The organism is Ochrobactrum sp. S1502_03, assembly GCF_044435015.1.
In the GTDB taxonomy this organism is placed as follows: Bacteria; Pseudomonadota; Alphaproteobacteria; order Rhizobiales; family Rhizobiaceae; genus Brucella; species Brucella chromiisoli.
Genome location: NZ_JAYEXN010000015.1, coordinates 24105 through 46096, shown reverse-complemented (window position 1 = coordinate 46096; position 21992 = coordinate 24105). Strand labels below are relative to the sequence as shown.

The following is a 21992-nucleotide window of genomic DNA, read 5'->3' as shown; positions in this document are numbered from 1 at the left end:
TCGCTTCGCGCATTCAGAAGCCCAGCCATTGCCGGAGTGGATTGCTTGGTTCCATCAGAAGCCGCACGGCGAGTGCTAGGCTCACCACGATGAGCAGTGGCTTGATAATGCGCGAGCCGATCTTCATAGCGAGGCTCGCGCCAATCTGTGCGCCAATGAACTGCGCAATGCCCATGCAGATGCCAATTTTCCAGTTGATTGTGCCAACAAGCGCGAAGGTGGCAAAGCCGCCGATATTGGATGCGCAGTTAAGCAGCTTGGTATGAGCGGTGGCTTTCAGCACGCCATAGCCTGCAAGGGCTACGAACGCTAACATGAAGAATGAGCCGGTGCCGGGTCCGAACAGTCCGTCGTAGAAGCCGATCAGTGGCACCAGCGTAACGCCAAACAGGAATGGTCCCATACGGCGTGCGCGATCCACGTCGCCAAGGCTTGGTTTCACTGCAAAATAAATGGCAATCGCGATCAGCAGAATTGGCAATGCTGCCCGCATGATATCGACGGGCAGGACGGTTGCTAAAAGCGCGCCCAGAACAGAACCGACCAGTGATGCAATGGCTTCCGGCCATTGTTCCTTGATGTTCACATGCCCTTTGCGCGCGTAGGCGATGGTTGCAGAGGAAGAGCCGAACAGGCCTTGCAGCTTGTTTGTGCCGAGTGCTTCGACAGGTGGGATGCCAGCGAGCAGCAGCGCGGGTATCGTGATCATGCCGCCTCCGCCTGCAATAGAATCGATGATGCCCGCAATGAAAGCGGCCATGGTCAAAAGGAGCGTCAAGGTATCGAAAAATTCAAGCATGGAGAGGATCCGCCAAAAGTTGAGGCAACATAGTGCAGACGGTCTCATTGCGCCAGACAGCTATTTTAGGGAACCAATGAAGGCCAGCGTTGTTTTTCGGTTCGCGCAGCATTATCAATGCAAGTCTATTTGATATCAGGAGACGATCATCCATGAGCGAAAGCATTTTCGAACGTATTACTGCGTTTCTCAGCAAAAAAAGTGCTGTGCAGCGTGTTGCCGAAGATCCGGCACTCGCTTCGGAACTGCTTCTTCTGCTTCATGTGGTTTTTGCCGATGGTGATCGTCACCCGGCAGAAATTGCGGCTTTCAGGCAGATTGTCTCCGAGAACTTTGGCATTTCAGCAGAAGAACTGCCGGAAGTGACAGAATATCTCAAAGACTTTGGCTATGAGACGACTACAAAGCAGGCGGCTTCGATGTTGGCTGAAATGGCGCCTGAGCGCCGTTCGTCACTGCTTCGTGACCTGGTGCGGATTGCGCGTGCGGATGATCATGTTGATCAGTCGGAAACAGCAATGATCAAGCGCATTGCTGATATTCTCGGCATTACAGCTGAAGATATCAGAGAAGCGCATAATCCGGCCCCTCGTGCGGTCTAAGGAAAAACGCGCCGCTCTTGGGATGGGCTGTTCGTCAGGCGTGCGCTTGGAAGAACTCGTTTCGTTGGCAGACAGGGTTCTGAGCAAAGCAGGTTTGAATCGACCGACAGTCATTGCAACGCTTGCCACCAAGCAGGGTGATCCGGTCTGGCTGGAGCTTGCTGCGCATTATGGCTGTGAGCTGCGATTTTTTGATGCCGGGCAACTTGAGCAAGAAACACCAAGGTTGAAAAATCCGTCGGACGTGGTTTTTGCGTCGGTGGGGTGCCATGGCGTTGCGGAATCTGCAGCACTTGCTGCCGCAGGGACGAATGCCGCCCTAATTATCGAGAAGACGGTTGAAGGTCGTGCCACCGCCGCGCTGGCGATGGCACTTCCTAATCAGAGCAATTTGCGGCGTTGCGCGATGTAAGTTGCAACGGTTGCAACGATCAGCAAAGCAGCGGTTGTCATAATGACGGCCACATAGGCATTTTCGAATGCCTGCGATGCAAGCGCAATCAAGTTATCTGCATCGGTAGCAGGCATTGATTGTGCGGCGATAAGCGCTTCATCAAGGCTATCGCGTGCAACAGACGGAATATCCGCGCCGACCGGCAAAATAAGGCTGGCGGTATAGAAGGCCGACAGAATGCTACCGAAAATTGTCACGCCCAGCGCATTGCCAAGTTCAAACGACACTTCCTCGACAGAGGCCGCCATACCAGCCTTCTCGGCCGGAGCGTTACTCATGATTGATGACGATGCGCCTGTCATTGCACAGCCAACGCCAAAACCTAAGACTGCAAGCCCTGCCAGATAGAAATGCGCTGAGAGCTTGTAGGTGAGGATATAGATCACTACGCCAAGAGCAGTGATGCCGAGCGACGCCCAGAGCACCTTGCCTGCACCAAGACGTGGCAACATCATGCCAGCTAGCGGCCCTGCGACGAAAGCTGCAAGCGGAATTGGCAGGATCATCAGACCAGCCTGCAACGGCGTCATGCCTTCGATCAACTGCATACGCTGGCTGAAAACCAGCTCCATGCCGGTCATCGAACCCGATGCAACAAGCGCCGCAAACACACCTGTAGCGAAAAGCCGGTTTTTGAACAGCGAGAAGTCAATCAACGGTTCGCTGCTTGAAAACTGACGGCGCACAAAAATGGTCGTTGCGATGAGCCCGATAATCAAAGCGCTCGCAAAGACAGCCATTGATGCGTCGCGCTTGGCGAGCTCCTTGATGGAGTAGGTCAGCGCGATCAGGCCGATCATGATCTGGATCGAGCCGATGAGATCCCATTTGCGCTGGGAGCCAAGTGGGCGATTTTCGAGGTTGAAGGCCGAAAGAGCAAGCGCCACCAGAACAACGGGCACGTTGATCAGAAATACGGAACCCCACCAGAAATATTCGAGCAGGATACCGCCTGCGACAGGACCGATGGCAGCGCCACCCGAAGCAATTGCCGCCCAGATACCAATGGCAAGCGAGCGTTCTTTTTCATCGGTGAAGGTCAGCCGGATAATCGACAGTGTGGCAGGCATCATCATCGCCGCACCACAGGCAAGGAATGCGCGGGCTGCAATCAGCACTTCCGGGTTTGGAGAATAAGCCGCGCAAAGCGATGCAAGGCCAAACACGGCCAGACCATTCATGAACATGCGCTTATGGCCGAGCTTGTCGCCCAGTGTGCCAAGGCCCGGCAACAGTCCTGCCACCACCAGCGGGTAGATATTCATGATCCAGAGCTTTTCGGAAGTACTTGCCGCGAGATCATGGGTGAGGCGTGGCAATGCTGTGTAAAGCACTGTCATATCCACAACGATGAGGAAAAGTGCGCTGGAAACTATTGCGAGAACGAGCCAGCGATTTTGCGGCAACATTGGATTACACCTTTTCAATACGAACGTATTCAAACTTGTCAGGGTGGCTGACATAATATAAATCCACCTGTATGGAAAGTAAGAAATTGCAAAAAACTGGCCGTCCGCGCTCAATCGACCGTGATCATGTGCTTGATATGGCCGAGAAGCTGGTTGCCGAAGGTGGCATCGTTGCTCTGACCATGGATGCGGTGGCGCAAGCTTCCGGCGTCACAAAAGGCGGCGTGCAATATTGCTTTGGTAACAAAGACGGGTTGATGAAAGCCATGATCGAGCGCTGGGGCGACCGGTTCGACGATCTGGTGACAGCGCGCAAGCAGCATAAGCAAGACGCGATTTCGCACATCGCAGCCCATATCGCGGTGACACGCGAAAGCGATGCTGAGGACGATTCTCGGTTTGCCGCTATGATCGCGAGCCTTATTCCCAACTCCCAGTATCTTGATGAAACCCGGACATGGTATCGCAAACAGTGGGATGGTCTTGATGTTTCAACGCCAGAAGGCAGGCGCGCGCGACTGGCGTTTATTGCCAATGAGGGTGCATTTCTGCTCAGAAGCTTCAACTTCTTCGAGTTGACGCCGGAAGAGTGGCAGTCGATCTTTAATGATATTCAAGGGCTTTTGCCTGAAAAAGATTGACTTTTCTGCTGCCTGCCAGGCATTCGGAATGCCTGAACAGAGGAAGAAAACTTGACAGTTCATTTCATTGGAGCCGGTCCCGGTGCCGCAGATCTCATCACCGTGCGTGGTCTGCGACTGATAGAAAACTGTCCGGTCTGCATCTATGCAGGCTCGCTGGTGCCCAAAGAGGTTGTTGCATCTGCACCAGAAGACGCGTTGCTGATTGATAGTTCCTCGCTGACGCTGGATGAAATCATTGCAGCAATTGAGGCCGCTCATGCCAAAGGGCATGATGTTGCACGCGTCCATTCAGGCGATCCGTCGATTTACGGCGCGATGGCTGAACAGATGCGCCGGCTTGATGCGCTGGGCATTCCTTATGATGTGACGCCGGGCGTCCCGGCTTTTGTTGCGGCTGCGGCTGCCATGAAGCAGGAACTGACGATTCCCGAAGTCAATCAGAGCATTATCCTCACGCGCACTTCGGTAAAATCATCCGCCATGCCGGAAGGTGAAGATCTCGCCACATTGGGCAAATCCGGTGCGACTTTGGTGATTCATCTGTCGATCCGCAATCTTGCGAAGATTGAGGCGGAGCTGGCGCCACTTTATGGGGCAGATTGCCCGGTGGTCGTTGCTTATCGCGTGGGTTGGCCAGATGAGCAGATCTTGCGCGGAACACTGTCGGATATTGTTGAGAAAGTTGCAGTTTCAGGCGTGAAAAGAACGGCAATGGTGTTTGTCGGGCGCGGACTTGATCCCCAAAATTTCCGTGATTCAGCGCTTTATCATGAAGCCCACAGCCATATTGCGCGCTCAAAATCTTAAAGCTGAACGCGCAAATTCAATTGCTTCTTCTACGGTAGCGACAACGGTTTTGGCTTCCACGGGGGGGCGAGCGATCATCATGACGGGTATGGCAAGATCACGCGCTGCTTTGATTTTTGCGTAAGAAATGCTGCCGCCGGAATTCCGGCTGACAATCAGGCCGATTTTTCGGTCGCTCAGGAATTGTTTCTCGGGTTCATAGTTTTCGGGCTTTGCCAGAACGATTTCACAATCGCGAGGCAATGTTACTTCCGGCGGGTCGATCATCCGCATGATGAAGTGAACATCGCTTCGCTCTGCAAAGGGCGCAATATGTTGTCGGCCCAGTGCGAGCAGAACACGTTCGCCAGTGGGGATTATCGTTGCGGCCTGCGCTTCATTTGCGACGTCAATCCAGTTATCGCCGTTTTCCTTTTCCCATGCCGGGCGTTCGAGCCGCAATAGCGGAGTTTTTGCCATACTGGACGCCACAACAGCATTGTGTGAAATGCGGGTTGCATAGGGATGGGTTGCGTCGATCAGAAGATTGATTTTCTCTGTTGCCAGATAAGTGGCCAGACCGTCTGCGCCGCCAAAGCCGCCTGTGCGCACTTTGCCGTTGATTGCAGCTGGATTGGCTGTTCGGCCTGCAAGGGACGTGATGGCTTCGACGGGCAGGACATTGAGTGCGGAAGCAAGCTTTGCTGCTTCCGCTGTGCCGCCAAGAATGAGTATTTTAGAGGCGGGCAAGGATATTGCCTTTGCGATCCGTCACGATGATTTCGACTTCAACAGGCGCGCCGCGCAGGGTTTTAAGCGCGACTTGCTTCGCTTTTTCGGCGATCGGCGTCGCCATGTCGATGCCAATGCCTTGAGTCATTTCAAGCACTTCCAGTGCAGTGTTGGCAAAAAGAATCCGGTCCTTCATGTCGTTTGGCGCACCGGCCTTTTCGGCAATGGTCCAGAGAAAGTTTTTATCGACTTGTGAGCGCGAGGAGTGAAGATCAAGTTCGCCCTGAGCAAGCTTTGTCAGCTTCGCAAAGCCGCCTGCAATGGTGAGCTTGTCGATGGGGTGTTCGCGCAAATACTTGAGCACACCACCCGCAAAGTCGCCCATATCGAGAATGGCAAAATCCGGCAAATCATAGATGGCTTGTGCTGCGTCTTCGGACGTTGAGCCTGTCGCAGCCAGCACATGCTTTTGCTTTTCAGCACGCGCCACATCGATGCCGCGATGGATCGAATGAATCCAAGCCGAGCAGGAAAAGGGATGCACAACACCTGTTGTGCCCAGGATCGAAATACCGCCAACAATACCAAGGCGCGGGTTCCACGTTTTTTGCGCGATTTCCTCGCCGCCCGGAACAGAGATCGTAATCACCAGATCGGCAGGCAGACCATATTCAGCGCAAATCTGTTCACAAATTTCGGTCATCATACGGCGCGGAACTGGATTGATCGCTGCTTCACCGGGCGGGATTTGCAGACCGGGACGCGTGACTGTGCCGACGCCTTCGCCTGCCTGAAACACAATGCCAGTGCCGGGAGGGGCAGGGAAAACCGTTGAGATGATTGTCGCGCCGTGTGTGACGTCCGGGTCGTCGCCTGCATCCTTGACGATACCTGCCATGGCATAGCCTTCGCCCAGCCCTTCATATTCAAGCTGGAAATAGGGGACCTCGCCTTTTGGCAGTATGATGCCGACAGGATCTGGGAATTCGCCGGTAATCAGCGCAGTTAGTGCGGCCTTTGTTGCGGCTGTGGCGCAGGCGCCCGTCGTCCAGCCGCGACGCAGCTCTGTTTTTTCCGGGCTTTTATTCGAAGGGGCGGTTTCATCGTTCATGGACGCCTTATAATGTATCTGATAGCTGTGCCGCCAGATAGAATTATGGTTGATGACGATGAATAAGCCCGAACATACGCCGGAATGTATTGTTGCGAAGAGCAAAGTGCGCTTGCCTTCGATGCAGCCGGGGCATGTCTGGCTTGTTGGTGCCGGGCCGGGTGATCCGGGTTTGCTGACACTGCACGCAGTCAATGCGCTGCGGGAGGCGGATGTGATCGTCTATGATGCGCTGGTCGATGAAGCCTGCCTTTCCTTGAAGCGGGATGAGGCATGTGTTGAATATGCAGGCAAACGCGGCGGCAAGCCTTCGCCAAAACAGCGCGATATTTCGTTGCGATTGGTTGAGTTGGCTAAACAAGGCAAGAAGGTTCTGCGCTTGAAAGGTGGTGATCCGTTTGTTTTTGGGCGCGGTGCCGAGGAAGCGCTGACGCTTGTTGAACACGGCGTGCCATTTCGCATCGTGCCGGGCATTACTGCGGGTATTGGTGGTCTTGCCTATGCGGGAATTGCGGCCACGCATCGCGACATCAACCAGTCGGTGACGTTTCTCACCGGCCATGATGCAACGGGACTGATGCCGGATCGTATCAATTGGGAAGGTGTCGCGCAGTCTTCTCCGGTTATCGTGATGTATATGGCGATGAAGCATATCGACCTTATCACCGGCCGATTGATGGCAGCAGGGCGCTCACCGGATGAGCCGGTGGCCTTCGTCTGTAATGCCAGCTTGCCTGAGCAGGTTGTTCTGGAGACAACATTGTCGCGTGCGGTTGCAGATGTGGAAAAGTCAGGTCTTAAGCCTCCGGCAATCGTGGTTGTGGGCGAGGTTGTAAAACTTCGTTCCGGACTTGACTGGCTTGGTGCGTCTCAGGGACGAAAGCTGACCAATGATCCGCTTCATCTTAACGAGGAGGAGAGCGCATGAAAGGTTTTCTGATTGCAGCCCCTGCTTCTGGATCAGGCAAAACCACTTTGACGCTTGGATTGTTGCGTGCGCTCAAGCGGCGCGGCGAGGCGTTGGCACCGGCAAAAGCCGGTCCTGATTACATTGATCCTGCCTACCATAAGGCTGCGAGCGGTGTGGATTGCTTTAATCTTGACCCATGGGCCATGCGGCCAGAGCTGATCAGTGCGCTCTCGTCGCGCATGACCGAGGGCAACAAGCTGCTTGTTGTCGAAGGTATGATGGGGCTTTTCGACGGGGCGCTTGACGGGAAGGGTTCATCGGCCGATCTGGCGCGAACGCTTGATTTGGCGGTGGTGCTGGTGGTCGATTGCGCGCGCCAATCTCATTCGATTGCGGCACTCATTTCGGGTTTCAGTCAGTTTCGCAAAGATGTGCTGATTGCGGGTGTAATCCTTAACCGGGTTGGCAGCGGCAGGCATGAGGCTATGCTGCGCGAAGCCATCAAGCCGCTTGGTATTAGCGTTCTTGGTGCAATCCCGCGCGATGAAGCGCTGGTTCTGCCATCGCGTCATCTTGGTCTTGTTCAGGCGGGTGAGCATGGTGATCTGGAACGTTTCCTTGAGCATGCAGCGGATGTGGTTGATGCGCGTATTGATTTTTCGGCGTTAGAGCATATCTGGTCTGGGCCGATGCAGCATGCCGCAATGGCCAATGTTCTGCGCCTCACGCCGCTTGGAAGCCGCATTGCAGTGGCACGCGACGATGCTTTTGCCTTTGCCTATGCGCATCTTTTTGAAGGTTGGCGCAGGCGCGGTGCAGAGCTTTCTTTCTTTTCACCACTTGGCGATGAAGCGCCCGATGAGAGCGCTGACGCTATCTATCTGCCCGGTGGCTATCCTGAGCTTTATGCCGGAAAACTGAGCCAGGCGAAGCGTTTTCAGCAGTGCATGAGAGATGCTGCGGATCGTCGCGTGCGCATTTATGGCGAATGTGGTGGCTATATGGTGCTGGGTGAGACGCTGGAAGATTCCTCTCGCGTGAGGCATCCGATGCTTGGACTGCTGCCGCTTGAAACAAGCTTTGCCAAACGCAAAATGCACCTCGGTTATCGCAAGCTGGAGCCTCTGGCGGGTTCGCCATGGCAGGTGCCACTTTCGGCGCATGAGTTTCACTATGCAAGCATCGTGCGAGAAGGTGAGGCTGAACGGCTGTTCCGCGTGCGCGATGCGTTGGGGGAAGAGCTGGGAGAGGCGGGGTTGCGCGTAGGGTCAGTTGCGGGGTCCTTCATGCATGTGATTGATTTTTCTGGAGACAATGCCTGAAGATGACTATTGAGCATGGTGGAGCGCTAGATAGGGCTATTGCGCGTTTTGGCGGCGCGGCGAAAGACTGGCTTGATCTTTCAACGGGCATCAATCCCGAACATTTTCCGTTGCCGGAATTGACAGCCCCCTTGTGGAACCGCTTGCCGGATGAGGGGCTTTTAGAGCGGGTTCTTAATGCGGCGCGTGTCTATTACGAAGCAGATCAGAATGCGCCAATCGTTGCCAGCCCCGGAACGCAGGCGCTCATTCAGCTTATTCCAACATTGTGCGCGCCTTCAACGGTCGCTATTTTGGGACCGACCTATCAGGAACATGCAGCAGCTTTTTCAGCGGCTGACTGGAATGTGGTCGAATGTGCGACCCTTGACGACATTCCAGAAGATGCTCGGGTGGTCACAATCGTCAACCCGAATAACCCGGATGGGCGGATTGTTGCGCGGCCTGATTTGCTGGGGCTTGCGCGAAAGCTTGGTGAGCGTGGTGGTTTTCTGGTTGTGGATGAGGCTTTTGCCGATCCACATCCGGAGGTGAGTATTGCGCGACATGCGGCGCATGCGCCGCTGGTCGTGCTCAAATCCTTTGGCAAGTTCTTTGGCCTTGCAGGCGTTCGACTTGGGTTCCTGCTGGCAAATGATGACCTTGTGAAGCGCGTTGCAGACAGGCTCGGTCCATGGGCCGTGGCAGGGCCGACGCTTGCCATTGCGCTCAACGCTTTTGAGGGTGGTGTTGAGCTTGAGGCATTTCACCAACGCATTGATAAAAGACGAGCTGAGTTGGCTACAACGCTCGCTCATTGTCAGCTCATAGAAGTCGGTGGCACGGCGCTTTTTGCGCTCGTTGCCCATGAAAATGCGCATGGAATTTACGATGCGCTTTGTGAGCGGCATATTCTTGTCCGAAAGTTTGCCTATGCACCTGACTGGTTGCGCATCGGACTGGCGCCTGATCAGGCTGGTCTTATGCGATTGGAACAGGCATTGCGGGATATTCTCCGCATAAGAAAATGATTCAGGAAAGCGCATCAAGTCCATGGAAATAAAGCTGATTATTCTTGCTTTAGCGCTTGTTCTGGATCGGGTTGTGGGCGATCCCCCGCAACTCTGGCAGAGAATTCCGCATCCGGTGGTTCTGTTCGGCAAGGCAATCAGTTGGGGCGAAAAACGTCTCAATGATCACAGTCTTTCCGTTAATGCACTGCGCAGCAATGGTATGTGGCTGATCATTGGTCTGGTGATTTCCTGTATCCTTGTGGGGCTGGCGCTGGGCTACCTGCTGCCTTTTCTCGGCACCGCAGGCGCGCTGGTCGAGATCGTCATCGTCGCGGTGTTTCTGGCACAGAAAAGCCTTGCTGATCACGTGAAAGCGGTGGCCGCTGGCTTGCGTGAAAATGGCATCGAGGGGGGTCGCAAAGCTGTTTCGATGATTGTTGGGCGCAACCCGGAACAGCTGGATGAAGGGGGCGTCAGTCGCGCGGCGATTGAAAGCCTTTCGGAAAATGCGTCGGATGGCATCGTTGCCCCTGCTTTCTGGTTTCTGGTGGGCGGATTGCCGGGGCTGTTTGCCTATAAACTCATCAATACAGCCGATTCGATGATTGGTCATCGCAGTGACCGTTATCGTCATTTTGGGCGCTTCGCTGCCCGTTTGGATGATGTCGCAAACTATATTCCGGCACGTTTGACGGGATTGCTGGCCGCAGTGGCTGCTGCATTTACTGTCGATAAAGAAGCCGGAAAAAGAACACTTGCCATTATGTGGCGCGATGCGCGACTGCATCGTTCACCCAATGCAGGATGGCCGGAATCGGCTTTTGCCGGTGCGCTTCAACTGGCACTTGCCGGACCGCGCCAATATGGATCGGAAAAGGTTGAAGCGCCGCTGTTTTACGGTGAGGGTAAGCGCGACGCTGATGCAGCCGATATAGACGCAGCAATTTCGCTGTATTGGTCCATGATGAGCATCATGACCGGGCTTATTATCGCCGCCAGTCTGATAGGGCTTATTGGTCGGATAGTATAAAATGCTGACCATTGTATCGCTGCAGGCGATTGGGATTATCGCTGCGCATACCGTTGCCATCGAATTTGATTGTGCCAAGTGCGGTTTCAAATGAACTGTCGCGCAAGATATCCATGAGCGGTTGCTTTTGTTCTGCGGCTTTGTTGAGCGCGGAAGCTGCAAGTTCAATGGTGGCAAAGCCCGTGACGGAATAAGCTTCTGCCAGCTTGCCTGCCTGAGTGATTGCATCGACGGCCGATTTTGCTGTCGCGAGATCCTGCGGCTTTAAAGGTGCAATCATCAGCGTTTCAGTGCTCAGTGGTTGAGCGCCGGGCGCCGCATTGAGCACGCTGCCGCCTGCGATGACCAGTGGATATTTGAGCGCTGCAGCGCTTTTGCCGATGGCTGCAATGTCATCGCGCTCGCCCCCAACATAGACATGTGTTGCGCCTGCGCGACGCAGTCGCGCGACAAGCGCGTTCTGATTTTCGAGGCCAGGTCGGTAGGTATCCGTGAAAACAGGCTGGAGTTGCTGGTCTTTCAGGTGTGCCAGAACCTGTCCGGCACGTTCACGACCCTCGATGGTGCCATCGTCGATCACGGCAAAGGGTTGTGCGCGCCAGAGGCTTCCCAGAAAACTGCCGGTTGCACGCGTTTCCTTATCCAGCCCCGTTGTAAGCCGAAAAACAGCAAACGGGATTGAGGCACGTTTTTCAGTCAGCGTTGGATCGCTTATACCAGAGGTGATAACGGGAATATCTCGCTCTTGCAAAATGGGAAGGGCTGCCTCCAGCGCCTCAGAACAAAGAAAGCCCGTCGCAATCGTCACCTTTTCCTTGAGAAAAGTTTCTGCTGCTGCCTTGCCACCTTCCGCATCGCACCGGTCATCTGCAACAACAAGCTCGGCGTGTTTTGCAGCTGCTGCTACGCGCGCGCCCTCCACGAGTTGGTTTCCGAGCGGGGTAAAGCTACCGCTTAAAGGGGCTGCAATGCCAATGCGCATGTCAGTTGCATTTTCTTGCGCTGAGACTGGCAAGCAAAACAGTGTAAAAGCCAATAGAGACAGAGTGACGATTTTTTTCCGGCTGAGCATACGCAATTGCAGGCGGAAAACCGCTGTTATTTTTTCCGGCAATGGCTTTAACTTCATCACGCGCTTTATCTTCTTTAAATATTTCATGGATAATTCAACGAAAAGTGGGTAGCGGTTTCCTCGCCTTTGTGCAATGCCCGTATAGGTATACAGGCAAAGAGACAATAATTTCAGGAAGCCTGACAGATAATACGGATGCTTGCTGACGTGCAAACGGATAAAGACACTACCTCAACTATTGTATCGGTCGAACCAAAGACTTATCGCGATGCGATGAGCCATTATGCTGGAGCTGTTCAGCTTGTTACGACTGCTGGCTCGGCTGGCCGTCGTGGGCTTACACTGACCGCTGCCTGCTCGGTTTCGGATAATCCACCCACGGTTCTGGTTTGCTTGCAAAAATCCCATCCAGAAAACCAGATTTTCATGGAAAATGGTGTTTTTGCGGTCAATACGCTGGCGGGAACACACCAGCAGCTTGCTGACGCATTTTCAGGCCGTATCGGTCTTACGCAGGATGAACGCTTTCAGCTTGCCGAGTGGGACGTGATTGCAACAGGCGCGCCGACGCTGAAAGGCGCATTGGCGGTTTTCGATTGCCGGGTTTTGAGCGTGCAGGATCATTCGACACACCATGTGCTATTCGGCGAAGTGGTGGGATTGCGCTCCAATGGTGATGAAGAAGCGCTAATCTATCTCAATCGCCGTTATCACAGGCTGGAACTTTGAACGGTTCTTTGGGAGGTACAATGCGCAAACGCGTTGGATTATGTGCAGGGCTTCTGCTGGCCTTCAACACGTCTGCCTTCGCGCAAGGGCCGCTTCCGCCGTTTAAAGATAATTATTTTGCCTACCCTTCTGTGCTTAGCAGTGCGGATAATGGCAATTACAAAGTCATTGATTACAATGAAATGCGCGACATCAACGGTCGTGATGCCGTGCCTGAAAAACGCGTGAAAGATGCCTATGTTTCGCTAAAGGCGCGTGCCTATCAAAAGGACGTCACATTTCAAACGGCCGCAGGTCCGGTTAAGGCCATGGCTGTGGGGAAGCGCGAAGGCGCATCCTTTATCGTCATCTATCTGCACGGGCGTGGCGGAAATCGTTTGCAGGGCGTGAATGATTTTACCTTTGGCGGCAATTTCAACCGCATTAAAAATCTGGCAGCTCTGAATGGTGGGCTTTATCTGACGCCAGACTTCAAGGACTTTGGGGCAATGGGGGAGGCACAGATTGCTGGGCTTATCGAAGCCGCGAAAGCGACTTCGCCATCTGCGCCACTCGTTTTGGCTTGCGGATCGCAGGGCGGGGCGCTTTGCTGGCGCATAGCGTCTAACGAAAAAGCCGGCAATCAGCTCTCAGGCCTTATCCTGTTGGGATCGCTGTGGGACGATGGCTTTTTCAAGTCGCCAGCTTTCAAAAAGCGGGTGCCGGTGTTTTTCGGCCATGGCAGTCGCGATCCGGTTTTCGCCATCGATAAGCAGGAAGCATTTTACCGGGATATCGGCAAACGCTCACCGGGTTATCCGGTACAGTTCCGTCGCTTTGAGAGTGGCAATCATGGCACGCCCATCCGCATGAGCGACTGGCGCGAGATGCTGAACTGGATATTCACGACACAATGATGAGGTCGTTGGGGATGCTCAACGAAAAACCGGCATTGTGGCCTTCCTGCCACTCGACAATTGGCTAAAAGCGAATAGTTATCAAAATTAAATTTTTAACCAATCAGCAGACCATAAGAGGTTGATCATGTACGGATGCACCCGCAACGGAGCCCGTTTGTTTTTTATTGCGATGCTGGCTCCATTGGCTGCCGCTTGTACAACAACGACGCAGAACGCAACGGTTCCCGGCAAGTCTGAAGCGCCGGTAACAGCTTCCAGCATTTCCCTGCCGCGTTTTATTCCGACATCGACAGTTGATTCTTCGCTGGCACAGCCTTGCATTACCGCTGCTGCGAACAAGTATTTCCTGCCTGAGCGCGTTATCAGCGCTGTTAACTCACGTCCGGCAGCTGGTGGTGGTACAATCGTTGACCTTAAGGTTGATCTGCGCACGGCGGTTTGTCAGGTCTCTGCGAATGGTTCCGTTCGCTCTGTTGTTGATACGTCGCCAAAGAGCGCTGATCAGGTGGCTGCGGAAGCTGCTGCTGCTAAGGCCGCATCGGCTGCGCCAGCACCGAAAAAATCGAAGAAGAATTGATTCAATAAATCATTGTAAGTTGCGAAAAAGGTAGGGATTTCCCTGCCTTTTTGTTTTTCATTTGTCCGGTTTTTCGCCGTACCAGCGTGGCGTGTAAACCCACTCTCCGCCTTCCGCGCGGGGAAAACGCACCGTGTGTGATGAGCCGATAATCACCACTGTGCGCATGTCAACATCATCGGGTGTGAGTTCGCCCAAAGTGACCACACGGGTTGTTTCTGCGGGTCTGCCAATATCACGACCAAGCACGACCGGCGTTTCTGCGTCGCGATATTGGCGCAGAATCTCCAGTGCGCGGCCCAGCTGATGCGGGCGAGCTTTGGAAATCGGATTGTAGAACGCCATGGCAAGATCGGCTTGCGCTGCCAGCGCCAGACGCTTCTCAATCACATCCCAAGGCTTGAGATTGTCCGAAAGCGAAATGATGCAGAAATCGTGTCCGAGCGGTGCACCAATGCGGGACGCTGCGGCCATTGCTGCGGAAATACCCGGCTGAATGACCAATTCAACACCATGCCATGCCGGATCGTTTGATTCATGCAATGCCTCGACAACCGCTGCTGCCATGGCAAATACGCCCGGATCGCCGGAAGATACCATAACCACATTGCGACCAGAAACTGCGAGCTCAAATGCATGGCGTGCACGCTGCATTTCTTCGCGATTGTCGGTCATATGGATGAGTTGATCGTCGCGGAAAGGGCCCGCCATGCGGACATAGGTTTCATAACCGAGCACGTCTTCGGCTTGTTCCAGATCACGCTGGACCGCTGGTGTCATCAGATCACGGGAGCCGGGTCCAAGACCAATAACAGTAAGCTTGCCGCGCTTACGCCCGATAAACAGAACATCGGCAGGAGTAGATGCAACGGCCATCGTCAGGGTTTCAGTCACTGTGTGGTGAACAGGGTTTTCGATAGAGGCCGTCACGAGATCGGCATCGCTTGCAACAAAGCGCAATGGCGCTTTCAGTGTTTTTGCTGCCTGATGAATATGTAACGATGCGCAATCTTTCTCGTGAGCGAGAAGCAAAGCCAGTGAGTCTATAGACAAGTCAGAATTGTCGAAGGCTTGCTTGATGAGGCTCGTCAGGTCTTCGGTCGGCTTTTCGATAGCGATCGCAACCGTTCGTGGATGATAGATCAGCTCATTGGCCTGTGGCGTGCGGATTTCAGGCGTGATGCTGATTATCAGTTGCCCATCGCCAGCAAGCGGCAGCTTTGATGCCGCAAGCCAGCGGGATTTGCCATTGATTTGTAGCTTTTGCCCTGCCAGCAGGTCGGACATGAACGTCTTGGCATTGTCCGGATTGGCGAGTGTTAGTTCTGCCGGAGGATGAAGCAGGTTGATGCCGAAGCGCAACTCGCCCGTCGTTGTTATGGCGGGGGCGACCTTCAGCGCATCAGCGATAGTGCGTGCCAGATCGTTGACGCCTGACAGCCCGCCAAGCAATGGCACGACCGCGCTGCCATCTTCTGCAACGGCCAGAACCGGAGGCTCTATGCGCTTGTTTTGCAGAAGGGATGCAAGCGCGCGAATAATGATGCCGGAAGCGCACAAAGCGATAACAGGTCGGCCTTCTTCATAAAGTGCGCGGATTGTATCGCCAAAATGCGTGAAATGCTTGTCTGCGCTCGTAACGCGGTTTTCAAGTCCCAGGACTTCCGCATTTTCAAGTGCTGACTGCACGTTGCGTGCTGTGGCGATTGCTGCTTCGCTCAAGATCAAAATTGCAGGCTTCATGCACCGTTCCATTTGCTGCCCGGAACGAGAATGATCGAAAAATATGGGCAATCGCTGCCGCTGACCTCGGTTAAAGGGGCAATCCGCTGGTTCTGCATGGTTGCGCGCTCGATATAAAGCGCACGATCCATCAACCCAAGTTCGGTCAGCACAGCGCGTACCTTGTCGAGATTTTTGCCGAGTTTCATGATGGCTGCGGCCTCTGTAGCTGCGAGGCGGTTTTTCAGCTCTTCCGCACTCATAACGCCCGAAAGGATCGACAAGGTCTGGTTGCGATAGACCAAAGGCGCGCCGAGCACGGCAGCAGCGCCCAAAACAGAGCAAACGCCAGGTACGACTTCCGTTTCGTATTTTTCGGCCAATCGGTCATGGATATACATGAACGATCCATAGAAGAACGGATCGCCTTCCGCGATCACGGCCACGTCACGGCCTGCATCAAGATGGCTTGCAATCGTCGTTGTGATCTCGATATAGAAATCGCTCACGATCTGCTCATAATCCATGTGCGCCGGCAGTTTTTCGGTCGTCACCGGATAGATGAGCGGAACCAAAGTCTGCTCGGATGACAGATAGGTTTCGACAATCGTCAGTGCATTGCCCTTTTTGCCCTTGGCTGCGTGATAGGCGACGACAGGAGCGGATTTGAGCAGTCGCAGCGCTTTGAGCGTGATGAGTTCAGGATCGCCGGGGCCGACGCCCAGACCATAGAGCTTGCCTTTTGGGGCCATTATTCGTGCTCCGAAGCAAGTGCATTAACGGCGGCTGCGGTCATGGCGCTGCCGCCGCGCCGTCCGCGTACGATCACGAAAGGGACACCACGGCTGTTTTCAGCCAGTTCGTCTTTGGATTCAGCTGCACCGACAAAGCCAACCGGCATGCCGATGATAAGAGCGGGCTTGGGCGCACCACTATCCAGCATTTCAAACAGGCGGAAGAGGGCGGTTGGCGCGTTGCCGATAGCAACAACGCTGCCCTCAAGGTGCGGGAGCCAGAGATCAAGGGCTGCGGCAGAGCGTGTGTTGCCGATCCCTTTCGCCAGCTCAGGGACCGACGGGTCGTTCAGCGTGCAGATCACTTCATTATTGGCTGGCAGACGTGAACGGGTGATCCCTTCTGCAACCATGCGCGCATCGCAGAGGATCGGCGCACCTTTCGCTAGAGCTTCGCGTCCGGCCTGTCCTGCACCTTCTGAGAAGACGATGTCTTCAACGATATCGACCATGCCAGATGCGTGTGCCACGCGCACGGCAAGCTTTTCGAGATCCGCAGGTATGCGGCTCAAATCGGCTTCAGCGCGGATGATGGCGAAGGAGCGGTCATAAATGGCTTGCCCGTCGCGGATATAAACTGTCATGGCGCCCGCTTTTTTATTTGTTCAGCAGCTTTGCTGTTTCATCAATGGTGATGTTTGACGCCAATAGCCGCCCGAAGCGTGCTGGTCCAGCCTTGTCTTGCAAAAATAGGTCGTAATGCGTTGGGGAGAGCGCAAGAAGTGTGTGAGGCAAGGGTGAAAGCGCGGCACAGGATTTGGCACAGCCGGTGATGTGAATCTGCGCGGTATCGCTTTTTAATTGGCGTGCAAGCGCTTCACCGTCTGCCTGGGTATCTGCGAGCGCAGAAGCGCAGCCTTTGGAGCCGGAACAAGCGCGAAGGCGGGCCGCTGGCGAGGTAGGCTCGGTCGCGAGGCCCAGCGCGTGAAGTTTGCCTAGGATGCTCTGCCCTTCCGCTTCCGCAATATGCGGTATCAGAATGCCTTGCCAAGGCGTGAGGTGCAGCGCGTGTTTTGTAAGCCGGGCCAATCCTCGTAGTTGCTGCGGTGTCAGGCGACCAAGCAGTGGCATCGCACCAATATAAAACTTGCCGCCGATCTGTTGATGCAAACCAAGATGCGCGTGCGCGGTGGGGGCTTTGCGCTGCCAATTTGGCGGTGCATCAAATTCAAATGGAAGTGTTCGAAGAAATTCTTCAACCGGCATTATGTCGAAGAGGTGTTTCATCCGTGCGATGCCTTTTTGGCGAGCCGCAAGGAAATGTTGTAACAGCGCTTCGATGAAGGGCAGGGCATTTTGGCTTGAAACTGCCCCATGCGCCTGTTTGTCTGGCGAGGACGCCAGTCCAAACACATAGGCTTTGCCGCAATCAATTGCTGACAGCCAGATGTCGCCGGGATGCGAAACCATCGCGCAATCTTCGCCGCCATCGATCTGGATCGAGAATTTGGACGACAGCGCATGATAGGTTTTGTTTTCCTGCACGACGGAGAGCAGATTTGTAGCAAGGCCGGTCACATCGCAGATCTGGCCGCGATCAATGCCGGTAGTCGGGCTGACCATGACATTGCGAACATCATCGGCTGCCGCATTTTTGGCACCCAGCCCCGCCTCATGAAGTGCGGTAATCACATCGGGCCAGACATCGGGATGAATGCCACGAAGCTGGATATTGGAGCGAATCGACAATTCAATTGCACCCGTTTCAAAGCGTTCGGCGATGTCTGCGATGGCTTGAGCCTGTGCCACACTGAGCCGTCCGAGTTTCAGCTTGATGCGGGCAATCGCGCCGTCCTTGCTCATCACCATGCGCGAAAGCCCCGGACAGGCATTGCGCCGGTCGGGTCTGGTAGCAATAGTCTGGCTGTTTTGCTGGCTCAACATATTGGTCTTATACGCCTTCGTGCTTGCACTTGCTACAGCGTCGCCATACGAACAAGGAAAAGGAGCAAGGCTTATGAGGCGCTGGCTGACAATTATTGGTATTGGTGAAGATGGGCTTGCGGGTCTTGGACAGAATGCCTGCAACGCGCTTATCAATGCTGATGTGATTTTTGGCGGCAAGCGGCATCTGGCGTTTCTCAATGAGGGTATTAACGCCGAGCAGATTGCATGGCCGTCGCCTTTTGAAAATGCATTTCCGATGATCGAGGCACAGCGCGGGCGGCAGGTTGTGGTGTTGGCGAGCGGTGATCCTATGTTTTATGGCATGGGCGCATCGCTGAGCCGTCATTTCTCGAAACAGGATATGCAGATCATTCCTTTTCCTTCGTCCTTGTCGCTTGCCGCAAGCCGTATGGCATGGCCGTTGCAAGAGGTGCGCGTGGTTAGTGTTCACGGGCGCCCGTTTGAACTGTTGGCAGCGCACGTCTTGCCCGGCGAGAAAATTCTCGTGCTGAGCAATGATGGCACGACGCCTGCAAAAGCCGCATCGCTGCTCAAAGAAAAAGGTTTTGGCCAAAGCCACTTGACGGTGCTTGAGCGTCTCGGCGGACCGAAGGAAAAATCTATCAGCTGTAATGCTGATGATTGGTCACATGAAACCTGCGCCGATCTCAATGTGCTGGCAATTGAATGTATCGCTTCACGCGGTGCCGTCGTTTTTTCACCCGTCAGCGGTTTGCCGGATCAGGCATTTGAGAATGACGGCCAGCTGACAAAACGCGATATCCGCGCCGTGACGCTGTCGCGGTTGCAGCCGCTGCCGCATGAGCTTTTATGGGATGTGGGTGCGGGTTGTGGTTCGATTGGTATTGAATGGATGCGCGTGCATGCATCATGCCGGGCGATTGCTATTGAGGCTGATGAAACACGGCAGGGCATCATTGAGCGCAATGCACGCACGCTTGGCGTACCTGGTTTACAGCTGGTGAACGGCAATGCGCCTGAAGCGCTGCGGGGTCTTGAACCGCCAGATGCAATTTTCATCGGTGGAGGCGTGACAGACAAAGGTGTGATTGAAACCTGCTGGGCAGCGTTAAAACCCGGTGGGCGTCTTGTTGCCAATGCAGTTACATTACAAAGTGAAATGCAGCTTTTCAATTGGCGTCAACAGCATGGTGGTGAGTTGACGCGGTTGCAAGTCGCCCATGCGGGCGCACTTGGTTCTTTTGATGCATGGCGTCAGGCACTGCCCGTCACAATTTATTGCGGTATCAAAGATAAATGATGACTTGAATCGTCATGTTATATTCGGTTACTGCTTGGTCGTTATTTCTGATGAGGAGACAGGCATGTCCGAATTGAGCCTGAACGCCAACGCTCGTATCGCACTCGACAACCCCGATCGTATCGTCAAGCAGTTGCTGGATCATTTTGACGAACATGGTGATGTGGAGCGTAACGAAAGCAGCGCTAAGCTCGTTTTGACATTTGGACAGGCAAATGTGCGCTGGAATGACGAAGCGGTTGATGTTGATGTGCGCAGCGACGATGATACCGGCCTTGCCTATATGAAGCTGTCGATTGCTTCGCATATTTTGGAATTTCTCGATAAGAACGATACTCTGCCGAAGATCCGCTGGGTGGGTGATGGCGCTGCCGGAGAGTTGCTGCCTTATTTCCGCGAAATGAAGGTTGTTTCGGTTTCCAATGTAACGCCGCATATGCGCCGTGTGCGTTTGCAGGGTGAAAATCTGAAACGTTTTTCGCAACATGGCCTTCATATCCGTCTACTTTTCCCGCAAAAAGCATTGGCTCAGCCGCAATGGCCACTCATGGGGGAGGACGGCCGTCCGGTCTGGCCGGAAGGTGAAGCGCAGATCGTGGCGCGTGTTTATACAATTCGCCGGATCGATGTGGATGCCGGTTGGGTTGATATCGATATGGTTGTCCATGGCGATGATTGTGATGCGCCGGGGTCCGGTTGGGCAATGAGCGTCAAGCCGGGTGATATTGTCGGCATGACCGGCCCCGGTGGCGGTGATGCAGCTCACGATGCACAGTGGTACTTGTTGGCCGGTGACGAAACAGCGCTGCCAGCAATCGGGCGCATTCTGGAACGCCTTCCAGAAGGCGTTAAGGCCGTTGTCCGTGTTGAGATTGATAGTGCTGCGGAAGAGCAGAGCATTCCGTCAAAGGCTGATGTTGATCTGCAATGGCTGCATCGCAACGGCCAGGAAGCCGGAACGACAACGCTTTTGCAGGACGCTGTTCGTGCGGTTGAATTGCCTGAAGGTGAAGAAAATATCTATGTTTGGGCAGGCTGCGAATTTAACGCTTTTCGCGCAATCCGAACCTATATGCGCAAAGAGCGTCATATTCCGAAAGATAAGCAGTTGATCGTTGCTTACTGGCGGCGCGGCTATGATGGCGATAATGCCCGCCGCGGCCCCGAAGACTAGAGCATTTCCAGCAAAAGTGTGAAGCGGTTTTGCGTGGGATAATGCGTAAAAAAAAACGGCCAGAGCATTTCCGAAGGTTCAATCAAAACAGGAAATGCTCTGGCTGTGTGGACAATTATATTATGGTTCGCAGTGGGAATAGAAATCAGCCCGGCGGACTGATTTCCACGCGAAGGCAGTTCCCACTTTTCCGCGACATGCTTTAGAAGCGGTAGTTTACACCGGCCTTGATCGAATGGTTCTTAAGATTGTTATATTGCGTAACGCCGTTTACCTTTGACTTCACGTCGTTAAAACGCTGGAAGTCATATTCAGCCTTGACCGAGATAGGGCCGGAGATAGCCTGCTCAACACCTGCGCCGATCAATGCGCCGCCCTGCCAGCCGGGTGCCGAGGTGGTTGCGTCTTTTGCCTTGAACTTCGTGACGCCATAGCCGGCGGTGCCATAAATAAGCGTCTTGTCAATTGCATAGCCGACCTTGCCTTTGGCGTTGCCGTTCCACGACTGCTGAAGGCTGCCACCGTTGCCGATACGATGTTCGGCTTCCGCAAAATTGCCTTCCAGCTCGCCGCCGAAAACAAGATTGCCGCTCTGCATGTTTTTACCAATCACGGCACCGCCGAGCAAACCTGTGCGGTTGGTGAATGGACCCGGAACCCGCGACGAGGAGGCGCCGATCTGTGCGCCGATATAGTTGCCTGACCAGTCGTGTGATCCCGATGCTGCGGGCTCGTTATAGGTATAGTCGTTGTTGTCCATTATGTCGGCCGCAAATGACGGCCCAGAAAAAGCAACAAGTGCGACACCGAAAGCAGCGGCGGTATAGAAACGCTTCAACATTTTTTACTCCAGTTTTCCCGTCAAAACGCTGCCGGGAAATATGCTTGAACTCTTTTCGGGGCGGGGCGGAAACCCGGATCCCGGACTGCCTCTCTCGTCGCCTGTGATTGTGTCTAAATTTAAGAAAATTCGAACGGGTCGGTCGATGTAAGCATGCGTTTTCGTTCACATGCTTAATGAAAGGTAACCATACCCAAAGCATTTCTTTTTGTTTTCAAGCCTAA

At 54.2% G+C, this 21992-nt stretch carries 23 protein-coding genes; 13 read left to right on the top strand and 10 right to left on the bottom strand.

Translation table 11 applies throughout. The features are described 5' to 3' along the window. Positions 1 to 13 precede the first annotated feature (13 nt). The gene (locus tag VBH83_RS11640) at positions 14 to 799 is read right to left on the bottom strand and encodes a TSUP family transporter (RefSeq protein WP_265985322.1); all 786 of its coding nucleotides are present in this window, start codon (positions 797 to 799) and stop codon (positions 14 to 16) included. A 152-nt stretch (positions 800 to 951) separates the two neighbouring features. Here VBH83_RS11640 and VBH83_RS11635 point away from each other — a divergent pair, with 152 nt between their 5' ends. Together VBH83_RS11635 and VBH83_RS11630 are read left to right on the top strand one after the other, a co-directional pair. After that, a complete protein-coding gene (locus VBH83_RS11635) occupies positions 952 to 1401 on the top strand; it encodes a TerB family tellurite resistance protein (RefSeq protein ID WP_265985320.1) in 450 nt (149 codons plus the stop codon). Positions 1402 to 1423: 22 nt separating this feature from the next. Continuing rightward, entirely contained in the window at positions 1424 to 1813 is a 390-nt protein-coding gene (locus VBH83_RS11630; protein WP_265985480.1) for a cobalamin biosynthesis protein, read from the top strand. On the opposite strand, the gene VBH83_RS11625 is transcribed toward VBH83_RS11630, so the two are convergent. Then, a complete protein-coding gene (locus VBH83_RS11625; RefSeq protein WP_396997769.1) occupies positions 1783 to 3264 on the bottom strand; it encodes an MFS transporter in 1482 nt (493 codons plus the stop codon). The genes VBH83_RS11630 and VBH83_RS11625 overlap by 31 nt on opposite strands. A gap of 86 nt (positions 3265 to 3350) precedes the next feature. Here VBH83_RS11625 and VBH83_RS11620 point away from each other — a divergent pair, with 86 nt between their 5' ends. Both VBH83_RS11620 and cobM read left to right on the top strand, forming a co-directional pair. Continuing rightward, a complete protein-coding gene (locus tag VBH83_RS11620) occupies positions 3351 to 3905 on the top strand; it encodes a TetR/AcrR family transcriptional regulator (RefSeq protein ID WP_396997767.1) in 555 nt (184 codons plus the stop codon). A 51-nt stretch (positions 3906 to 3956) separates the two neighbouring features. Further along, positions 3957 to 4715, top strand: coding sequence for a precorrin-4 C(11)-methyltransferase (cobM, locus tag VBH83_RS11615; protein ID WP_396997766.1), 759 nt, complete (start codon positions 3957 to 3959; stop codon positions 4713 to 4715). Here the strand turns inward: cobM and VBH83_RS11610 are convergent. Together VBH83_RS11610 and VBH83_RS11605 are read right to left on the bottom strand one after the other, a co-directional pair. Then, positions 4704 to 5444 (bottom strand): cobalt-precorrin-6A reductase, encoded by a 741-nt coding sequence (locus VBH83_RS11610; protein ID WP_396997764.1) that lies wholly within the window; start codon positions 5442 to 5444, stop codon positions 4704 to 4706. The genes cobM and VBH83_RS11610 overlap by 12 nt on opposite strands. After that, positions 5431 to 6537, bottom strand: coding sequence for a cobalt-precorrin-5B (C(1))-methyltransferase (locus VBH83_RS11605; protein ID WP_396997762.1), 1107 nt, complete (start codon positions 6535 to 6537; stop codon positions 5431 to 5433). The genes VBH83_RS11610 and VBH83_RS11605 overlap by 14 nt, the downstream gene beginning before the upstream one ends. A gap of 58 nt (positions 6538 to 6595) precedes the next feature. Here VBH83_RS11605 and cobA point away from each other — a divergent pair, with 58 nt between their 5' ends. Genes cobA through cbiB form a run of 4 tightly spaced genes read left to right on the top strand, consistent with a single transcriptional unit; the run spans position 6596 to position 10791 of the window. Beyond that, positions 6596 to 7465 (top strand): uroporphyrinogen-III C-methyltransferase, encoded by an 870-nt coding sequence (gene cobA / locus VBH83_RS11600; protein WP_396997797.1) that lies wholly within the window; start codon positions 6596 to 6598, stop codon positions 7463 to 7465. Beyond that, positions 7462 to 8769 (top strand): cobyrinate a,c-diamide synthase, encoded by a 1308-nt coding sequence (locus VBH83_RS11595; RefSeq protein ID WP_396997760.1) that lies wholly within the window; start codon positions 7462 to 7464, stop codon positions 8767 to 8769. Before cobA ends, VBH83_RS11595 begins: the two co-directional genes overlap by 4 nt. After that, complete coding sequence (gene cobD / locus VBH83_RS11590; RefSeq protein ID WP_265985479.1) at positions 8766 to 9779, top strand: threonine-phosphate decarboxylase CobD; 1014 nt, start codon at positions 8766 to 8768, stop codon at positions 9777 to 9779. Before VBH83_RS11595 ends, cobD begins: the two co-directional genes overlap by 4 nt. A 22-nt stretch (positions 9780 to 9801) precedes the next feature. Next, positions 9802 to 10791: an adenosylcobinamide-phosphate synthase CbiB gene (gene cbiB, locus VBH83_RS11585; RefSeq protein ID WP_265985304.1), complete on the top strand. Its 990-nt coding sequence runs from the start codon at positions 9802 to 9804 to the stop codon at positions 10789 to 10791. On the opposite strand, the gene VBH83_RS11580 is transcribed toward cbiB, so the two are convergent. Continuing rightward, positions 10772 to 11863, bottom strand: coding sequence for a branched-chain amino acid ABC transporter substrate-binding protein (locus VBH83_RS11580; RefSeq protein ID WP_396997795.1), 1092 nt, complete (start codon positions 11861 to 11863; stop codon positions 10772 to 10774). The two genes, cbiB and VBH83_RS11580, sit on opposite strands and share 20 nt — an antisense overlap. A 195-nt stretch (positions 11864 to 12058) precedes the next feature. Here VBH83_RS11580 and VBH83_RS11575 point away from each other — a divergent pair, with 195 nt between their 5' ends. From VBH83_RS11575 to VBH83_RS11565, 3 genes are all read left to right on the top strand, one after another. Beyond that, a complete protein-coding gene (locus tag VBH83_RS11575) occupies positions 12059 to 12592 on the top strand; it encodes a flavin reductase (RefSeq protein ID WP_265985299.1) in 534 nt (177 codons plus the stop codon). Between the two features lie 20 nt (positions 12593 to 12612). Next, on the top strand, positions 12613 to 13488 hold the full coding sequence (locus tag VBH83_RS11570; protein ID WP_396997757.1) for an alpha/beta hydrolase: 876 nt from the start codon (positions 12613 to 12615) through the stop codon (positions 13486 to 13488). Between the two features lie 127 nt (positions 13489 to 13615). After that, complete coding sequence (locus tag VBH83_RS11565; protein WP_265985296.1) at positions 13616 to 14068, top strand: hypothetical protein; 453 nt, start codon at positions 13616 to 13618, stop codon at positions 14066 to 14068. Positions 14069 to 14125: 57 nt separating this feature from the next. Here the strand turns inward: VBH83_RS11565 and cobJ are convergent, their stop codons facing one another. The 4 genes from cobJ to cobG are packed head-to-tail and all read right to left on the bottom strand — an operon-like array spanning position 14126 to position 18468. Next, positions 14126 to 15811: a precorrin-3B C(17)-methyltransferase gene (cobJ, locus tag VBH83_RS11560; RefSeq protein ID WP_265985294.1), complete on the bottom strand. Its 1686-nt coding sequence runs from the start codon at positions 15809 to 15811 to the stop codon at positions 14126 to 14128. After that, positions 15808 to 16542 carry a precorrin-2 C(20)-methyltransferase gene (locus tag VBH83_RS11555; RefSeq protein ID WP_396997754.1) on the bottom strand — a complete coding sequence of 245 codons (735 nt, stop codon included), beginning with the start codon at positions 16540 to 16542 and terminating at the stop codon, positions 15808 to 15810. Before VBH83_RS11555 ends, cobJ begins: the two co-directional genes overlap by 4 nt. Beyond that, on the bottom strand, positions 16542 to 17168 hold the full coding sequence (locus VBH83_RS11550) for a precorrin-8X methylmutase (RefSeq protein ID WP_265985290.1): 627 nt from the start codon (positions 17166 to 17168) through the stop codon (positions 16542 to 16544). Before VBH83_RS11550 ends, VBH83_RS11555 begins: the two co-directional genes overlap by 1 nt. Before the next feature lie 13 nt (positions 17169 to 17181). Continuing rightward, positions 17182 to 18468, bottom strand: a complete 1287-nt coding sequence (gene cobG / locus VBH83_RS11545) for a precorrin-3B synthase (protein ID WP_265985287.1) — start codon at positions 18466 to 18468, stop codon at positions 17182 to 17184. A 73-nt stretch (positions 18469 to 18541) separates the two neighbouring features. On the opposite strand from cobG, the gene cbiE reads away from it, so the two are divergent. Together cbiE and VBH83_RS11535 are read left to right on the top strand one after the other, a co-directional pair. After that, complete coding sequence (gene cbiE / locus VBH83_RS11540) at positions 18542 to 19753, top strand: precorrin-6y C5,15-methyltransferase (decarboxylating) subunit CbiE (protein ID WP_265985285.1); 1212 nt, start codon at positions 18542 to 18544, stop codon at positions 19751 to 19753. A 64-nt stretch (positions 19754 to 19817) separates the two neighbouring features. After that, positions 19818 to 20927, top strand: a complete 1110-nt coding sequence (locus VBH83_RS11535) for a siderophore-interacting protein (RefSeq protein ID WP_265985283.1) — start codon at positions 19818 to 19820, stop codon at positions 20925 to 20927. A gap of 202 nt (positions 20928 to 21129) precedes the next feature. Here VBH83_RS11535 and VBH83_RS11530 read toward each other — a convergent pair whose 3' ends face one another. After that, entirely contained in the window at positions 21130 to 21768 is a 639-nt protein-coding gene (locus tag VBH83_RS11530) for an outer membrane protein (RefSeq protein ID WP_265985281.1), read from the bottom strand. Positions 21769 to 21992 lie beyond the last annotated feature (224 nt).

What these genes read in the sequence shown, in the direction of transcription:
- VBH83_RS11640 (WP_265985322.1), bottom strand. Translation starts at nt 799, where the DNA reads ATGCTTGAATTTTTCGATACCTTGACGCTCCTTTTGACCATGGCCGCT.
- VBH83_RS11635 (WP_265985320.1), top strand. Translation starts at nt 952, where the DNA reads ATGAGCGAAAGCATTTTCGAACGTATTACTGCGTTTCTCAGCAAAAAA.
- VBH83_RS11630 (WP_265985480.1), top strand. Translation starts at nt 1,424, where the DNA reads ATGGGCTGTTCGTCAGGCGTGCGCTTGGAAGAACTCGTTTCGTTGGCA.
- VBH83_RS11625 (WP_396997769.1), bottom strand. Translation starts at nt 3,264, where the DNA reads ATGTTGCCGCAAAATCGCTGGCTCGTTCTCGCAATAGTTTCCAGCGCA.
- VBH83_RS11605 (WP_396997762.1), bottom strand. Translation starts at nt 6,537, where the DNA reads ATGAACGATGAAACCGCCCCTTCGAATAAAAGCCCGGAAAAAACAGAG.
- cobA (WP_396997797.1), top strand. Translation starts at nt 6,596, where the DNA reads ATGAATAAGCCCGAACATACGCCGGAATGTATTGTTGCGAAGAGCAAA.
- VBH83_RS11595 (WP_396997760.1), top strand. Translation starts at nt 7,462, where the DNA reads ATGAAAGGTTTTCTGATTGCAGCCCCTGCTTCTGGATCAGGCAAAACC.
- cbiB (WP_265985304.1), top strand. Translation starts at nt 9,802, where the DNA reads ATGGAAATAAAGCTGATTATTCTTGCTTTAGCGCTTGTTCTGGATCGG.
- VBH83_RS11580 (WP_396997795.1), bottom strand. Translation starts at nt 11,863, where the DNA reads ATGCTCAGCCGGAAAAAAATCGTCACTCTGTCTCTATTGGCTTTTACA.
- VBH83_RS11575 (WP_265985299.1), top strand. Translation starts at nt 12,059, where the DNA reads ATGCTTGCTGACGTGCAAACGGATAAAGACACTACCTCAACTATTGTA.
- VBH83_RS11570 (WP_396997757.1), top strand. Translation starts at nt 12,613, where the DNA reads ATGCGCAAACGCGTTGGATTATGTGCAGGGCTTCTGCTGGCCTTCAAC.
- VBH83_RS11565 (WP_265985296.1), top strand. Translation starts at nt 13,616, where the DNA reads ATGTACGGATGCACCCGCAACGGAGCCCGTTTGTTTTTTATTGCGATG.
- cobJ (WP_265985294.1), bottom strand. Translation starts at nt 15,811, where the DNA reads ATGAAGCCTGCAATTTTGATCTTGAGCGAAGCAGCAATCGCCACAGCA.
- VBH83_RS11555 (WP_396997754.1), bottom strand. Translation starts at nt 16,542, where the DNA reads ATGGCCCCAAAAGGCAAGCTCTATGGTCTGGGCGTCGGCCCCGGCGAT.
- VBH83_RS11550 (WP_265985290.1), bottom strand. Translation starts at nt 17,168, where the DNA reads ATGACAGTTTATATCCGCGACGGGCAAGCCATTTATGACCGCTCCTTC.
- cobG (WP_265985287.1), bottom strand. Translation starts at nt 18,468, where the DNA reads ATGTTGAGCCAGCAAAACAGCCAGACTATTGCTACCAGACCCGACCGG.
- cbiE (WP_265985285.1), top strand. Translation starts at nt 18,542, where the DNA reads ATGAGGCGCTGGCTGACAATTATTGGTATTGGTGAAGATGGGCTTGCG.
- VBH83_RS11535 (WP_265985283.1), top strand. Translation starts at nt 19,818, where the DNA reads ATGTCCGAATTGAGCCTGAACGCCAACGCTCGTATCGCACTCGACAAC.
- VBH83_RS11530 (WP_265985281.1), bottom strand. Translation starts at nt 21,768, where the DNA reads ATGTTGAAGCGTTTCTATACCGCCGCTGCTTTCGGTGTCGCACTTGTT.